The organism is Paraburkholderia sp. XV (assembly GCF_020177535.1).
GTDB classification, from domain to species: Bacteria; Pseudomonadota; Gammaproteobacteria; order Burkholderiales; family Burkholderiaceae; genus Paraburkholderia; species Paraburkholderia caribensis.
Window position 1 is genome coordinate 1 of record NZ_JAGUUD010000165.1, and the last position, 13,451, is coordinate 13,451.

General features: G+C 64.5%; 15 protein-coding genes. 9 read left to right on the top strand and 6 right to left on the bottom strand.

Going from position 1 to position 13,451, the window contains the following annotated elements:
• Nucleotides 1-149: 149 nt before the first annotated feature.
• The gene (locus KFO72_RS38650; protein WP_054933786.1) at nucleotides 150-881 is read right to left on the bottom strand and encodes a DeoR/GlpR family DNA-binding transcription regulator; all 732 of its coding nucleotides are present in this window, start codon (nucleotides 879-881) and stop codon (nucleotides 150-152) included.
• 255 nt (nucleotides 882-1,136) lie between these two features.
• Here KFO72_RS38650 and KFO72_RS38655 point away from each other — a divergent pair, with 255 nt between their 5' ends.
• Together KFO72_RS38655 and KFO72_RS38660 are read left to right on the top strand one after the other, a co-directional pair.
• Nucleotides 1,137-1,574, top strand: a complete 438-nt coding sequence (locus KFO72_RS38655) for a DoxX family protein (RefSeq protein ID WP_054933787.1) — start codon at nucleotides 1,137-1,139, stop codon at nucleotides 1,572-1,574.
• Between the two features lie 145 nt (nucleotides 1,575-1,719).
• The gene (locus KFO72_RS38660) at nucleotides 1,720-1,992 is read left to right on the top strand and encodes a hypothetical protein (RefSeq protein ID WP_225034288.1); all 273 of its coding nucleotides are present in this window, start codon (nucleotides 1,720-1,722) and stop codon (nucleotides 1,990-1,992) included.
• Between the two features lie 104 nt (nucleotides 1,993-2,096).
• Here the strand turns inward: KFO72_RS38660 and KFO72_RS38665 are convergent, their stop codons facing one another.
• Both KFO72_RS38665 and KFO72_RS38670 read right to left on the bottom strand, forming a co-directional pair.
• A complete protein-coding gene (locus KFO72_RS38665) occupies nucleotides 2,097-3,614 on the bottom strand; it encodes an MFS transporter (RefSeq protein ID WP_225034289.1) in 1,518 nt (505 codons plus the stop codon).
• 88 nt (nucleotides 3,615-3,702) lie between these two features.
• Complete coding sequence (locus tag KFO72_RS38670; protein ID WP_035996835.1) at nucleotides 3,703-5,010, bottom strand: MFS transporter; 1,308 nt, start codon at nucleotides 5,008-5,010, stop codon at nucleotides 3,703-3,705.
• A gap of 264 nt (nucleotides 5,011-5,274) precedes the next feature.
• On the opposite strand from KFO72_RS38670, the gene KFO72_RS38675 reads away from it, so the two are divergent.
• Nucleotides 5,275-6,000 (top strand): response regulator transcription factor, encoded by a 726-nt coding sequence (locus tag KFO72_RS38675; RefSeq protein ID WP_054933790.1) that lies wholly within the window; start codon nucleotides 5,275-5,277, stop codon nucleotides 5,998-6,000.
• A gap of 74 nt (nucleotides 6,001-6,074) precedes the next feature.
• Here KFO72_RS38675 and KFO72_RS38680 read toward each other — a convergent pair whose 3' ends face one another.
• Nucleotides 6,075-6,980 (bottom strand): dihydrodipicolinate synthase family protein, encoded by a 906-nt coding sequence (locus tag KFO72_RS38680; protein ID WP_054933791.1) that lies wholly within the window; start codon nucleotides 6,978-6,980, stop codon nucleotides 6,075-6,077.
• Nucleotides 6,981-7,328: 348 nt separating this feature from the next.
• Here KFO72_RS38680 and KFO72_RS38685 point away from each other — a divergent pair, with 348 nt between their 5' ends.
• The 6 genes from KFO72_RS38685 to KFO72_RS38710 all read left to right on the top strand — a co-directional run bounded on the left by KFO72_RS38685 (nucleotide 7,329) and on the right by KFO72_RS38710 (nucleotide 12,343).
• Entirely contained in the window at nucleotides 7,329-8,294 is a 966-nt protein-coding gene (locus tag KFO72_RS38685) for a 4-hydroxyproline epimerase (protein WP_060607162.1), read from the top strand.
• On the top strand, nucleotides 8,291-9,418 hold the full coding sequence (locus KFO72_RS38690) for an NAD(P)/FAD-dependent oxidoreductase (RefSeq protein WP_225034291.1): 1,128 nt from the start codon (nucleotides 8,291-8,293) through the stop codon (nucleotides 9,416-9,418). The genes KFO72_RS38685 and KFO72_RS38690 overlap by 4 nt, the downstream gene beginning before the upstream one ends.
• The gene (locus tag KFO72_RS38695; protein ID WP_054933793.1) at nucleotides 9,411-9,683 is read left to right on the top strand and encodes a (2Fe-2S)-binding protein; all 273 of its coding nucleotides are present in this window, start codon (nucleotides 9,411-9,413) and stop codon (nucleotides 9,681-9,683) included. The genes KFO72_RS38690 and KFO72_RS38695 overlap by 8 nt, the downstream gene beginning before the upstream one ends.
• Nucleotides 9,680-10,972 (top strand): FAD-dependent oxidoreductase, encoded by a 1,293-nt coding sequence (locus tag KFO72_RS38700; protein ID WP_225034290.1) that lies wholly within the window; start codon nucleotides 9,680-9,682, stop codon nucleotides 10,970-10,972. Before KFO72_RS38695 ends, KFO72_RS38700 begins: the two co-directional genes overlap by 4 nt.
• A 153-nt stretch (nucleotides 10,973-11,125) precedes the next feature.
• Nucleotides 11,126-11,902, top strand: a complete 777-nt coding sequence (locus tag KFO72_RS38705; protein WP_054933797.1) for an AraC family transcriptional regulator — start codon at nucleotides 11,126-11,128, stop codon at nucleotides 11,900-11,902.
• Between the two features lie 105 nt (nucleotides 11,903-12,007).
• Nucleotides 12,008-12,343 (top strand): hypothetical protein, encoded by a 336-nt coding sequence (locus tag KFO72_RS38710; protein WP_035996812.1) that lies wholly within the window; start codon nucleotides 12,008-12,010, stop codon nucleotides 12,341-12,343.
• Nucleotides 12,344-12,385: 42 nt separating this feature from the next.
• Here the strand turns inward: KFO72_RS38710 and KFO72_RS38715 are convergent, their stop codons facing one another.
• Together KFO72_RS38715 and KFO72_RS38720 are read right to left on the bottom strand one after the other, a co-directional pair.
• Nucleotides 12,386-12,700 carry a hypothetical protein gene (locus KFO72_RS38715; RefSeq protein ID WP_082845470.1) on the bottom strand — a complete coding sequence of 105 codons (315 nt, stop codon included), beginning with the start codon at nucleotides 12,698-12,700 and terminating at the stop codon, nucleotides 12,386-12,388.
• 137 nt (nucleotides 12,701-12,837) lie between these two features.
• Nucleotides 12,838-13,176: a hypothetical protein gene (locus tag KFO72_RS38720; RefSeq protein WP_176053789.1), complete on the bottom strand. Its 339-nt coding sequence runs from the start codon at nucleotides 13,174-13,176 to the stop codon at nucleotides 12,838-12,840.
• Nucleotides 13,177-13,451: the final 275 nt, after the last annotated feature.

The following is a 13,451-nucleotide window of genomic DNA, read 5'->3' on the forward strand; positions in this document are numbered from 1 at the left end:
CACAGGGGCGACGCGTGAAGCGAGCTAACGTAACGCGGATGCCAGCGCAAAGGCCAACACACCGAACGGCATCGCCTGGCCCCACAAATGCTCTACAGCGAAATGCCAGGCGCAGAAGCAAAACCACCCCCAGCACCGCAGACAAAAAACTACCCCTTCCGCCTGACAGTAACCTGCTGCCCCTTCTCAGTAATAATCGAAGCAAACTCCTCGACCTTCGAGAACCGAACCGCCTTAACCACACCAAACTTGCTGCTATCAACCACGAGATGACTCTCGACAGCCGCCGCCATCGCGGCCTGTTTCAGCGCGACTTCATGAAAATTCCAGCACGTCACACCGTGCGCATCATCAACCCCACCGGCGGAAATAAACGCCTTGTTGATCCCCATGCGCCGAAGCACTTCGATGCTTTCTTCGCCTGAAAACGAATCCGACGACGGCACATAAACACCGCCCAGAAGAATCATCCGCACATTCGGCTTGCGCCGCAAAATCTCCGCAACGTTCAGCGAATAGCAGACAATCGTCACATGCAGATCGTTGGGAATCAGCCGCGCCAGCGTAGTAAGCGTCGTACCACAATCGATAAACAGCGTCTCGTTGTTCCCAATCAGCTTCGCCGCTACCGCCGACGCCTCCGCCTTCGCCTGCGCGAAATGGTCCTTTTCCTGCTCCAGCGAATAGCCAGCCGTGTTCGGCACGTCCGTCGCGCTGACGATATATCCGCCCAAATACGTAAAGTGCTCCGGGCTCGCGGCAATGTCCCGGCGTACCGTCATCTCCGATACGCCCAGTAACGTCGCCGCGTCGCGCAGGCGCATCACGCTCTGTTTGGCCAGCGCATCGGCGAGCATGCGCAGACGTTCAGTTTTCAGCATGGGGATGGTCTCTTCAACGCACGTTCAGCGAAGATGGCGCGTTAGATTTCGTTCGATTTCCTGAGAAGATTATAACAAGCTCGCGCCCGCACCGGCTGATGAATTTGCGAGCCGATTAGAAATCAGAGTGCGTCAGATTTAGCCTATGTCGATTGCTTGGAAAAGCGGGGCATACCACTTATTCTGACTTGAGCGCCCGGGAACTGATGATGTGTCGCCCGGTCTTCTGCTTAATTCAAATCAGGAGCCACATCCATGACGCGTCCCGTCGATTCCGGCGTAATTCTTCTTGCCCGCCTCGCGCTTGCCCTGCTGTTCCTCTGGGGCGGCGTGATGAAGCTGCTTGGCTATGCGGGCTTCGTCGGTTATCTGCATTCGAAGGGCGTGCCGTTCGTGCAGATTGCCGCGCCGATTGCGACGGCCGTCGAACTGCTCGGCGGACTCTTCCTCGTGGTTGGCTTCAGAATCCGCGCACTCGGCCTGTTCATGGCCGCCTACACGATCGCGACAGCCGTTCTCGGACACGACTTCTGGAACATCACCGACGCCGCCTTGCAGCGCGACATGATCATTCATTTCTGGAAGAACGTCGGCATTGCGGGCGGATTCCTGCTGCTGTTCGTGACGGGCGCAGGACGCTTCAGCATCGACGGCGCGCGTGCGCCGCGCGGGGGGCTGGGCAGCAGCCTGTGATCGTTGCGCTCGCTGCGCCGGAGCGGCATAAAAACGGCACGAAAGCGGAAATAAGCGCGCCTTCCGTTGCGAGGCTTTCGCAAGAGCGGGCATCATTCGTGCACTATGCAAAGCTGCAAGCCAATTCGACTAAAAGGAGCACGCGATGATTCAAGCTTTTGACCAGACGATCAACGGCACGGTCATGCAATTTTGCGCGAGCCTCGGCGAAGGGCCGACGCCGCATCGCGTGATCATCAGCCGGGCCGATACGGCCGAAACGCTCGTGATCCTCGATGCAGCCGGATTGATCAGTTCGATCAAGGCGGAGATCGAACAGCCGGAGACACTCGTCGCCGACGCGATCCGCAAGGTGCAGGGCGAACGGCTCATAGAAAAGGCGCTCGATACGGGCGCGATTCAGGAAACGACGCTGTAACCTCTGCTGCCGTTCCACCATTGCAACACCCACGATGCTGCGTGCATCGTGGGTGTTGCGCTTTTGGCGGATCATGCGTGTGTCATGCGTGTGTCATGCGTGCGTCATTCGCTGGCGTTCGCAGGCCGTGCGGCGTTGCGGCCAGCGCGCGCCCGGTCGTGCGCGTGCGGCTCGGGGTGCACGAGACAGGCGAGCCCGAGTGCGCACAACAGAATGCACGACGAGATCAGCGTCGACGATTTGAGCCCGGCTACCACATGCGCTGCGCCCGCCGCATCCGACGCGCTCGCACTCGCGAGCGCGCCGAACGCCGCCACGCCGACTGCGCCGCCTGCCTGGCGCGCCGTGTTCAGTACCGCCGATGCCGTGCCGGCGCGATTCACGTCGACGCAAGCGAGCACGGCCGTGGTCATCGCCGGGACGGCGAGGCCCATGCCGGACGGGATCAGCAGAAACGGCACCAGCAGCGTCCAGAGCGGCGAGGCGGCTTGCGCGAAGTGCAGCAGGCTGTAGCCGAGGGCAGCCGTGATCGCGCCCGCGATCATCGGCACTCGTGCGCCGAAGCACCCGACCACCCAGCCGCTCGCCACGTTCGACACCAGGAATCCGCCCGTCAGCGGCAGGAACGCGAGACCGGCCTGCAACGCCGTCTCGCCGCGCGCATGCTGCAGATAAAGACTCAGCACGAACACGACGCCGTAGTAAGTCAGATTCACGCAGATGCCGAACAGCACAGCCGCGCTGAAAGTGCGGTTGCCGAAAAACGTGAGCGGCAGCATCGGTGTATCGACGCGCCGCTCGGTGACGACGAACGCGACGGTCGCGATCAGCGCGAGCACGAAGCTGCCATAAACGAGCGGATGCGCGGGTCCGAGCGGCCGCCACTCGATCACAGCGCCCGTGAAAGCCGTCAGCGCGACGACCGCGAGCAGTTGGCCGACGGGATCGATGCCGCGCGCGGTCGAAGTCGTAGCGGACTTGCCGGGCGCCTTACCCGTCGAGGCCGTTCGCGGACGCGGCACCCAGGCGAACGTCGCCGCCAGCCCCAATGCGCAGATGGGCAGATTCACCAGAAAGATCGCGCGCCAGCCGAACGCGGCGATCAGCAGTCCGCCGATCACCGGGCCCGCCGCAATCGCGATCGCGCCTGCCGCCGTCCACAGGCCGACGGCGCGGGCCCGCAGCTTCGGATCGTGACTGCATACCTCGTTGAGCAACGCGAGCGAATTGGGCAGCATCGCCGCCGCGCCCATCCCTTGCACGGCGCGCGCGGCGACGAGCAGGGCGGCGCCCGATGCGAGCCCGCAGGCGAGCGACGCCGCCGCGAACAGCGCGATGCCGCAGGCGAACATCCGGCGCGCGCCGAAGCGGTCGCCCAGCACGCCCGCCGACAGCATCAGCACCGCGAACGCGAGCGTGTAGGCATCGACGATCCATTGCAGGCCCGTGACGTCCGCATGCAGATCCGCGCCGATCTTCGCGAGCGCGATGTTGACGATGGTCACGTCGAGTTGCGTGACGACGAAGCCGACGCTGACCGTCGCGACAATGCGCGCGAGCGCCGGCGTGAAGCGGGGTACGGGAGAAGTATTCATGCGTCGATGATAGGGCGGCCCCGCCATGCGACGTTTCGGACCGGCATGAAGTGTCGATGCGACGACCGGTCCGGAAAGGCAAGTGACGTGCCCGCGCACGCCACTTGAAACAGCCTTATTGCGCGGCGTCGCGCTTCACGAAGCACGCGGTCAGCGCGCCGATCACGCACAGCGCGCCGACGTAAAGCGCGGGCGCCATCGGATTCGACTTCAGCATCAGCGAAACGACGATCGGCGTCAGGCCGCCGAACACCGCGTACGCGACGTTGTACGAGAACGAGATGCCCGAGAAGCGCACCACGGGCGGGAACGCGTTGACCATCACGAAGGGCACCGCGCCGATCACGCCGACGAACAGGCCCGCGATTGCGTACAGCGGCACGAGCATCGCGCTGTCGACGGCGAGTTGCTGGAACAGCACGTAATACGCGATGCCGAGCCCCACGCAGCCGGCGAAAATCGTGCGGCCCGCGCCGAAGCGCCCGGCGAGCGAGCCCGCCAGCACGCAGCCGATCGTCAGGAACAGCGTCGCGATGCTGTTGGCGAACAGTGCCGTTGCCGGCGCGATGTGAAACTGCTTTTGCAGCAGCGTCGGCGTCATCAGGATCACGACGACGATCGCGGCCGACAGCATCCACGTGAGCAGCATCGACACGATCACGGCGCGGCCGTGATCGCGCAGCACCGCCTTCAGCGGAATTTCCGCCGCCAGCGACTTGCGCTGCTTCATTTCGGCGAACACGGGCGTCTCGTGCAGCCAGCGGCGCAGATACACAGAAAAAAGACCGAACACGCCGCCGAGCAGGAACGGGATGCGCCAGGCGAAATCGGCGATGTCAGCGGGTGCGAAGTGGCGGTTCACGGCCGACGCAACCAGCGAGCCGAGCAGGATGCCCGCCGTCAGGCCCGCCGTCAGCGTGCCGCATGCATAGCCGACGTGGCGCTGCGGCACGTGCTCGGAGACGAACACCCACGCGCCCGGCACTTCGCCGCCGACGGCCGCGCCCTGCATCACGCGGAACAGGAGCAGCAGCACGGGCGCCATGATGCCGATGCTCGCGTAGGTGGGCAGCACGCCCATCAGCAGCGTCGGCAGCGACATCAGCAGCACGCTCAGCGTGAACATGCGCTTGCGGCCGAGCAGGTCGCCGAAGTGCGCCATGATGATGCCGCCCAGCGGCCGCGCCAGATAACCGGCGGCGAAGATGCCGAAGGTTTGCAGCTGGCGCAGCCAGTCGGGAATCGACTGCGGGAAGAACAGCTGTCCGATCGCCGGGGCGAAGAACACGAAGATGATGAAGTCGTAGAACTCGAGCGCGCCGCCGAGCGCGGCGAGGCTGAGCGTCTTGTAGTCGTGGCGGGTCAAGGGGCGCGCGTGCGCGCTGTCCCTGGCGTGTGGTCTACCCAGTTCTGTTGCTTGCATTGCCTGTCGTTGTATGAATAGAAGAGCCGCGCGTTGGGCGCGGAGTACGGCGGTCGTCAGGCGGGAAGTGCGGCAGTGCGGGGTAGCGCACGGGACACGGCACACCGGTCCGGATAGGGCGGCGTGATGACGATTTTGGCCAGCCCGCGATTTTACAGTATGTAATTTGTAGCAAAACCTTTGCAAATTCAGACAAGTCTTATGGGCTTAACGGTATAGCGTGAACAGAATCGCGTTCCTGGACCAATTGTCGGGGACTCATCCATGCGTATCGCCATTCTTCAACGTGACCTCGTGCAGGGTAAGTTGCTGGAAAAAATCATTGTTCAGGCTGGCCACAGTTGCGTCGTGTACGACGACGGCCTGACGCTCTCCAAGGTGCTTGCCCGTTCGACGGTCGATCTGCTGATTCTCGACTGGCACGCGCTGCGTCTGTCGGGCACGGATGTGCTCAAGGCCGTGCGCTCGGTAGGCGGCGAGCGCATGCCCGTGATGTTCGCTTCGGCGGATAGCTCGGAAGAAAACGTCGTGCGCGCGTTCGTGCTGGGTGCCGACGACTACGCCACACTGCCCGTACGGCATGCCGAGTTTCGCGAGCGCCTGTCGGCGCTTCTGCGGCGCGCGTATCCGGAACGCTACGGCAAGGACAGTTTCGACGTCGGGCCGTATCACTTCGACACCCGCCGCCAACTGGTCACGCTGCGCGGAGCGCCCGTGCAGTTGTCGGGCACGCAGTACCGGCTGGCCTCGCTGTTCTTTTCGAACATCGGTCGCGTGCTGTCGCGCGATCACATCTTCGCGATGGTCTGGGGCCGCGAGTTCCGCGAGGTGACACGTACGATCGACAGTCACGTGTCGCGCCTGCGCACGCTGCTGGAAATCGAGCCGCACAACGATTTCCGTCTGCAGCCCGTGTACAAGAGCGGCTATCGCCTGCTGCATCTGCGCACGAACGAAGTCGCCGCTGTGCCGCATGCGGAAGCGGCCTGAGTGGATTTGAGCGGTTCTGGCGGCGGCTGCCTGCGGAAGGCAGCCGCCGCTTTTTTTATGTTTCCCGCGTTCGCTTACAGCTTCGGCAGAGACGGCCGCGTTTCAATCGAGCGGCGGATCAGCGTTTCGACGGCCTTGCGCTCTTCACCGGCGAGCGGCAGGCGCGGCGGGCGCACCGGCTCCGTGCCGAGGCCGACAATCGCTTCCGCCAGCTTGATGTTCTGCACGAGCTTGGCCGACACATCGAGCGCGAGCAACGGTGCGAACCACCGATAAATCGCGCGTGCCTCTTCCAGCCGTCCCGCCTTCAGCAACCTGTAGATCGCGACCGTCTCGTGCGGGAACGCGCACACCAGCCCCGCGACCCAGCCGTGCGCGCCCATCAGGATCGCTTCCATTGCCAGATTGTCGACGCCGCAGAGAATCGCATAGCGGTCACCGACTGCGTTGATGAGATCCGTCACGCGCCGTACGTCGCCGCATGATTCCTTGATCGCGACGATCTTCTTCTCGTCGGCGATTTCGGCGAACATCTCCGGCGTCATGTCGACGCCATACGCGAGCGGATTGTTGTAGATCATCAGCGGCAGCGGGCTGGCGTCGGCGACCATCCGGAAGTGATTCAGCGTCTCGCGGCGGTCCGACAGATAGCGCAGGCCAGGCAGCACCATATAGCCCGCTGCGCCGCGCTTCGCGCCCGCTTCGGCCTGGCGGCAGCCGTCGAGCGTGCTGTTTTCGGCGATCGTCAGCAGCACGGGCACGCGGCCGCGCGATGCCTCGACGGCCACGTCGAGGACCTGCAGCTTTTCATCGAGGGAAAGCGTGGACGCTTCGCCGAGCGAGCCGCACACGATGATCCCGTCGACACCCGCTTCGATCTGCGCCTCGATATTCTTGCCGGTCCACGCGCGGTCTATGCTGAAATCCGCGTTGAACTTGGTGGTGACTGCGGGCAATACGCCTTCCCAGATATGCGCCACGACTGCTCTCCTGAAAGTGATGAGTCGAGTGCAGTGTAAGCAGGGAATATTCGGATGTCTTGCGCGAATCGCGCGTCCCGCGTGACGATTTCGGCATAACGGCTATGCGAGAGAAATCCATGATTTACGATGCTTTCGATGTTTAGCTTCGGTCTTATCCGTCATTCGACTGTCGGAGCTCGCTGGATCGATACCGCGTCCGCGCGCGGTGCGGCTGAGCTCCGCCTGCTCGATGAACCGCCCGTCCACAGCCTGGATGCAAGCCTCATCCGCGTTCTTCTGGCTATGCTGAAATCGTCACAATCCACGCGCAACCGCTTCAAGACTGCGCGCCGCCGCGTTCCTACCATGAGCAACATGAAAACCTTGAACGTCATCGATTCGCACACGGGCGGTGAACCGACCCGCCTCGTGGTGTCCGGCGGTCCCGAACTTGGCGGCGGCACGCTTGCGCAACGGCTCGACGCGTTTCGCACGCGCTACGACGACTGGCGCGCGGGCATCGTCACGGAGCCGCGCGGCTCGGACGTGGTGGTCGGCGCGCTGTTGTGCGAGCCGGATCGCAAGGAGTGCGCGGCGGGCGTGATCTTCTTCAACAACGTCGGCTATCTGGGCATGTGCGGGCACGGAACAATTGGTCTCGTGGTGTCGCTGGCGCATATGGGGCGCATCGGGCCGGGCCGGCATCTGATCGACACGCCCGTCGGCATCGTCGAGGCGACGCTCAACGCCGATCTCAGCGTGTCGGTGCGCAATGTGCCCGCGTACCGGCATCGCAAGGACGTGACTGTCGAGGTGCCCGGCTTCGGTGCGTTGACGGGCGATATCGCGTGGGGCGGCAACTGGTTCTTTCTGGTCGCCGACCATGGCCGCTCGCTCGACGCGTCGAACATTCCCGAGCTCACGCACTTCAGTTCGGCGATCCGCGACGCGCTGATCGCAGCGGGGATCACGGGTGCGAACGGCGCGCTGATCGACCACATCGAACTGTTCGGGCCGGGCTCGCGCGAAGGCATCGACAGCCGCAGCTTCGTGCTGTGCCCGGGCAACGCGTACGACCGCTCGCCGTGCGGCACGGGCACCAGCGCGAAGGTCGCATGCCTCGCCGCCGACGGCAAGCTGGCGGCGGGAACGGTGTGGCGGCAGGAGAGCGTCATCGGCAGCGTGTTTGAAGCGAGCTATGCGCAAGGCGGCACGCAGGACGGCATCGCGACCGTCATTCCGACCATCACCGGGCACGCCCACATCATGGCCGAGAGCCGCCTTTGCTTCGACGAGCGCGATCCGTTCGCGTGGGGCATCCGCACGGTATGACGGCGGATGTCGTGATCGTCGGCGCGGGCATCGTCGGCGCGGCGTGCGCGGCGGAGCTCGCCGCGCGTGGGCTGCGCGTGACGGTGCTCGACGCTGCTGGCATCGGCGGCGGTGCGACGGCGGCGGGCATGGGGCATATCGTGGTGATGAACGACTCGCCGGCGGAGTTCGCTTTGAGCCTCTATTCGCGCGACTTGTGGCTCGCGCTCGCGCCGCAATTGCGAACGCGCGATGCGTTTGCGCGCTGCGGCACGCTGTGGGTCGCAGCCGACGCCGAAGAACTCGACGCCGCGCGTGAGATGCACGCAGCCTTCGCCGCGCAAGATGTGGCGGCGCAACTGCTCGACGAGCGCGCGCTCTACGACTGCGAGCCGTCGCTTGCGCCGGGCATGGCGGGCGGCTTGCTCATCGGGCACGACAGCATCGTGTATGCGCCGTCTGCTGCGCAATGGCTGCTCACGCAATCGCCCGGCGCTGCGAGGATCGACGTGCGGCTGCATGTGCAAGCCGTGGCCGTCGATGCACGGCATGTCACGTTGTCGAATGGCGAGCGCGTTGGCGGCGCGCACATCGTCGTCGCGAACGGATTACAGGCGCGCGAACTCGTGGCCGGCTTGCCGTTGCAGCCTAAAAAAGGCCATCTGCTGATCACCGACCGCTATCCCGGCTACATCCGCCATCAACTGCTCGAACTCGGCTACATCAAGAGCGCCCATCATGCGACGGGAACCTCCGTCGCGTTCAACGCGCAACCGCGCCCGACGGGACAACTGCTGATCGGCTCGTCGCGCCAGTTCGACACCACCGACCCAGCCGTCGATATGCCCGTGCTAGCGCAGATGCTGCAGCGCGCGGCCCGCTATCTGCCCGCATTGCCGACGCTCAACGGCATTCGCGCATGGACGGGGTTTCGCGCGGCATCGCCGGATGGCTTGCCGCTGATCGGCCCAGCGGGCGGCGCGGCGCCTGGCGTGTGGCTCGCTGTCGGTCATGAAGGTCTGGGCGTGACGACGTCGCTCGGCACGGCGCAGTTGCTCGCCGCGCAGATCACGCAGACAGCGGCCGCCATTGCCGTCGATCCGTTTCTGCCTGCGCGTTTCGAGCTCGGGGCATGTCATGTCTGAAGAAGTTCTTCCACGCGTTCGCGTCACGATCGACGGCCAGCCTGTCGAGATCGAGCAGGGCGCCACCATCGCCGCTGCCCTGGCGGTGTGCGGCGGGCGCGCATACGGCACGCGCGTGTCCGTCACTGGCGAGCCGCGCGCGCCGATGTGCGGCATGGGCGTGTGCCAGGAATGCCGCGTGAGTGTCGATGGACGCATGCATGTGCTCGCATGTCAGACCCTGTGCCGCGACGGCCAGATCGTGCAAACGACGAGGCCGCGATGAACGGTCAGCACTTCGATGTCGTCGTCGTGGGCGCGGGGCCGGCGGGTCTCGCTGCCGCTTGCGAGGCGGCGACAACGGGCGCGCGCGTCGCCGTGCTCGACGACAACCCTCGCGCGGGCGGCCAGGTATGGCGCAACGGCCCCGCGCATCCGCCATCGGATGAACTGGCCGCGCGTCTGCAGGAGATCCAGGCGAGCGGCAACGTGACGCTCGCGTCTGCGGCGCGCGTCATTGCGCCGCTCGACAAAGGCCGGCTGTTGATCGAATCGGCGGAACATGGCGGCGCGTGCATCGGCTACGACCGCCTGATCCTTGCCACGGGCGCGCGTGAACTGCTGTTGCCGTTCGACGGCTGGACGCTGCCCGGCGTGACGGGCGCGGGCGGCTTGCAGGCGTTGATCAAGGGCCGCGTGCCGGTGCGCGGCGAGCGCATCGTGATCGCGGGCAGCGGGCCGCTGCTGCTCGCCTCGCTCGCGACCGCGCGTGCGGCGGGCGCGCGGGTCGTGGCCGTGGTCGAGCAGGCATCGCTGGTGTCGGTGATGCGCTTTGGCGCGTCGCTTGCGGCGACGCCCGCGAAGCTCGTGCAAGCCGCGCAACTGACACGCGGCTTGACCGGGCTTCGCTATCTGACGTCGAGCGTCGTGCGTGCGGCGAAGGGTAGCGGACGTGTCGAGCGCGCGATCGTCGAACGCGCGGACGGACGCATCCAGATGTTCGACTGCGATCGTATCGCTTGCGGTTACGGCCTCGTGCCGGACACGACGCTCGCTCGCGCGCTGGGCTGCGCGACGCGCGCCGACGGCGCGATCGCCGTCGACGGTGCGCAGCGCACGTCCGTCGCTAACATCTTCGCGGCAGGCGAATGCGCGGGCGTCGGCGGGATGGAGCTTGCGCGGGTGGAAGGGCGAATTGCGGGGCGTGCAGCCCTGGGTCTCGCGCAAGCTGAAACCTTTGAACAATTGAGGCGCGAACGCGCGCGCTGGCAGCGATTCGCAGCGCGAGTCGAGATGGCGTTCGCGTTGCGCGACCCCGCGCGCCAACTACCCGCCGACGACACCTTGCTGTGCCGCTGCGAAGACGTATCGGTCGGCGAGGTTCGCGCGCATGCGAGCTGGCGCGACGCGAAGCTGCACACGCGCTGCGCAATGGGCGCGTGCCAGGGCCGCATTTGCGGCGGTGCGGCGCAGGCGTTGCTCGGCTGGGATGTGACGCAGGTTCGTCCGCCCATCCGCCCCGCGCAGATCGCCACGCTGATGCTTGCGGCCGACGAGAATACGGCCGCGCATTGATCCGCGCCGTTTGCGAGAAAAATGCCTGGGCGCGCATCGAACGCACTGACGCGAGATTTTTTCGCCTGCCACGCGCCGCCCTATAATCGATCAGCCCGCGACCAGGCCGGGGCAATCTTCACGTTCTCGCAGCCCATGCACGGAATCCTCACGATGAACACGTTCGCTTCCACGCCTGACGCGCTCGATTCGGCTGCGGCGTCGCTGGCCGGGATGCTCTCGCATTTCGCGCTGCTCGAACCCGTGTTCGACGCGATGCCCGATATCGTGTTCTTCGTGAAGGACGCGCAGGCGCGCTACGCGCTCGTCAATCGCACGCTGGTGTCGCGCTGTGGATTCAAGGAGAAGGAAAAGCTGCTGGGCAAGACGGCGGAAGACGTGTTTCCGAGCCGCTTCGGCCGTATCTACACGGCGCAGGACAAGGCTGTGATCCATGTCGGCAATCAGATGGTCGATCAGCTGGAACTGCATCTGTATCCTGGCCGGCAACCGGGCTGGTGCCTGACCTGCAAGCAGCCGTTGCGCGACGCGGCAGGGCGAGTGGTCGGGCTGGCGGGCATTTCGCGCGATCTGCGCGCCGATGAAAGCAGCCACCCCGCGTATAGCCGGCTCGCGACGGTCGTGCAGTATCTGCAAGAGAACTACGTGCAGCCGCTGAACCTGAAGCAGCTTGCCGCGATGGCGGATATGTCGGTTGCGCAGCTCGAACGGTATTTTCACAAGGTGTTTCATCTGACGCCGCGCCAGGTGCTGCTGAAGACCCGGCTCGATGCGGCGACGGCGTTGCTCGTGTCGCACGACAAGGTCACCGATGTCGCCGCCTTGTGCGGCTATACGGATCACAGCGCGTTCACGCGACAATTCAAGGCGACGGTCGGCGTTACGCCTACCGAATACCGGATGCTGTTGCACGGCACCTCGCGCAACTAACTGTCAGTTTCGCACAGTCACATTGAGCAAAAGCAAACCAGCGATCAACCGCGCTTGCGGTAAGAACCCGGTCACGAACATCCAGACATAAGCAGCCACAAGAACATGCCCGTCCGCCGTGCGAAGCTTCGCTATTACGTGTATGTGGTGGCGCTCGACGATACGGTCTGGAACGAAGCACGCTTTCGACGCGCGAATCCCGAGTATCGGTTCGAACGGCCGTGCGTGTATGTGGGCATGACCGGGCTGGACCCGGACTTGCGTTTCGACCGGCACAAGGCGGGCATTCAGTCGAATCGCTATGTGCGCGACTATGGTTTGCGGCTGATGCCGGAACTGTATGAAGTCTTCAATCCGCTGCCTTACGACGGCGCGCGCGACATGGAAGTCGAACTGGCGATCGGCTTGCGCGAAGCGGGTTACGGCGTGTGGCAGGCGTAGTTTCGCAGCGCGGGATGCGCCGACAAGCGGGGTGCGCTGGTCTTACTTGACGCCGAGTCCGCGCAGAATCGCGTTGCCTTCGGGCGTCAGGCGAATGTGTGGTTCACCCGCATCCGTGGCGATGCTTTCGACGAGGCCGGCTTCCTGCAGCGTCGGAATTTCCGGCTTGGCGAGCGCGGCCATGGGTGCGTGCAGCAACAGCAGCAGCGTGGCGAGTTCATGCGGGCTGAGGAGCCGGCGGAGAATGGTCGTCTTTCTAGGCGGCGCTGCTTTCGCGGCGGCGGCTTGCGCGGATGCGGCCGGGGTTTCGGTCGCGATGCGCTTCGTCGGGTCGTTGCGGTCTTTGTAGTAATCCATCCTGGCACCTGGCTGGAACGCGGGTCAGTGTGAAGGACGAATACTGGCAGCGCAGACTTAAACGATTCTTAAGCTCCCCGCCTTCGAGGACGGAGAAGTTGTTACATCCAGTTACGCCGCCGCACTCGCGAGCGGCCTCAGGGCGCGCATTCCCTGCTTGCGCCTTCGATCCACAGGTTCGACGTGTTGCGTTTGCCTGCGTAGTAGCGGAACGTCGTGGCGCCGTTGTCGGCCCGAACCTTGACGATGTTGGATTCGCCGAAATCGAGCATCTGGCCTTGTGGAATAGGGGTGGCTTTGACGGGTGTGTCGTGCTTTGCCGCGGCTTGGGTCATGCACTGGATGACGTCGTTGACGGGGCGATTCGTCATGTTGTCCTTCATCGGATCGCCGGCATCCGGGTTGTGGGACGCCTGATATTGCGCGCAGGCGGCGAGCAGCAACGGGATGGACAGGGTGACGGCTAGCTTCTTCATGAGTCTCCTTCTGGTTGGCGGTGGGCGCCGCACGAGGCGTCGGGTGACGGACGGGCTCGTCGATGCGGAACCGCATAACGTTCGGGAAATTATATCGGGGCAAGCGGTGTGCCTGATTTTTCGCGTGCGATTGAGGTGGGGGTGGCTTTTGCCGCCGGCGGTTCAATCGTTCAATGTTGGTCTGTCTGTTTGCTTGATTTGCTTTTGCTTTTGTTTTTGGTTTTGCTTTCGCTGGCATCCGCGAATTGTTAGCGTGCTTCACGCGTCGCCCCTGT

Excerpts from the sequence above, each read along its gene's own strand:
- KFO72_RS38705 (WP_054933797.1), top strand. The coding sequence starts at position 11,126 with ATGAACACGTTCGCTTCCACGCCTGACGCGCTCGATTCGGCTGCGGCG.
- KFO72_RS38720 (WP_176053789.1), bottom strand. The coding sequence starts at position 13,176 with ATGAAGAAGCTAGCCGTCACCCTGTCCATCCCGTTGCTGCTCGCCGCC.
- KFO72_RS38660 (WP_225034288.1), top strand. The coding sequence starts at position 1,720 with ATGATTCAAGCTTTTGACCAGACGATCAACGGCACGGTCATGCAATTT.
- KFO72_RS38690 (WP_225034291.1), top strand. The coding sequence starts at position 8,291 with ATGACGGCGGATGTCGTGATCGTCGGCGCGGGCATCGTCGGCGCGGCG.
- KFO72_RS38685 (WP_060607162.1), top strand. The coding sequence starts at position 7,329 with ATGAGCAACATGAAAACCTTGAACGTCATCGATTCGCACACGGGCGGT.
- KFO72_RS38665 (WP_225034289.1), bottom strand. The coding sequence starts at position 3,614 with ATGGCGGGGCCGCCCTATCATCGACGCATGAATACTTCTCCCGTACCC.
- KFO72_RS38700 (WP_225034290.1), top strand. The coding sequence starts at position 9,680 with ATGAACGGTCAGCACTTCGATGTCGTCGTCGTGGGCGCGGGGCCGGCG.
- KFO72_RS38675 (WP_054933790.1), top strand. The coding sequence starts at position 5,275 with ATGCGTATCGCCATTCTTCAACGTGACCTCGTGCAGGGTAAGTTGCTG.
- KFO72_RS38670 (WP_035996835.1), bottom strand. The coding sequence starts at position 5,010 with ATGCAAGCAACAGAACTGGGTAGACCACACGCCAGGGACAGCGCGCAC.
- KFO72_RS38715 (WP_082845470.1), bottom strand. The coding sequence starts at position 12,700 with ATGGATTACTACAAAGACCGCAACGACCCGACGAAGCGCATCGCGACC.
- KFO72_RS38695 (WP_054933793.1), top strand. The coding sequence starts at position 9,411 with ATGTCTGAAGAAGTTCTTCCACGCGTTCGCGTCACGATCGACGGCCAG.
- KFO72_RS38655 (WP_054933787.1), top strand. The coding sequence starts at position 1,137 with ATGACGCGTCCCGTCGATTCCGGCGTAATTCTTCTTGCCCGCCTCGCG.
- KFO72_RS38650 (WP_054933786.1), bottom strand. The coding sequence starts at position 881 with ATGCTGAAAACTGAACGTCTGCGCATGCTCGCCGATGCGCTGGCCAAA.
- KFO72_RS38710 (WP_035996812.1), top strand. The coding sequence starts at position 12,008 with ATGCCCGTCCGCCGTGCGAAGCTTCGCTATTACGTGTATGTGGTGGCG.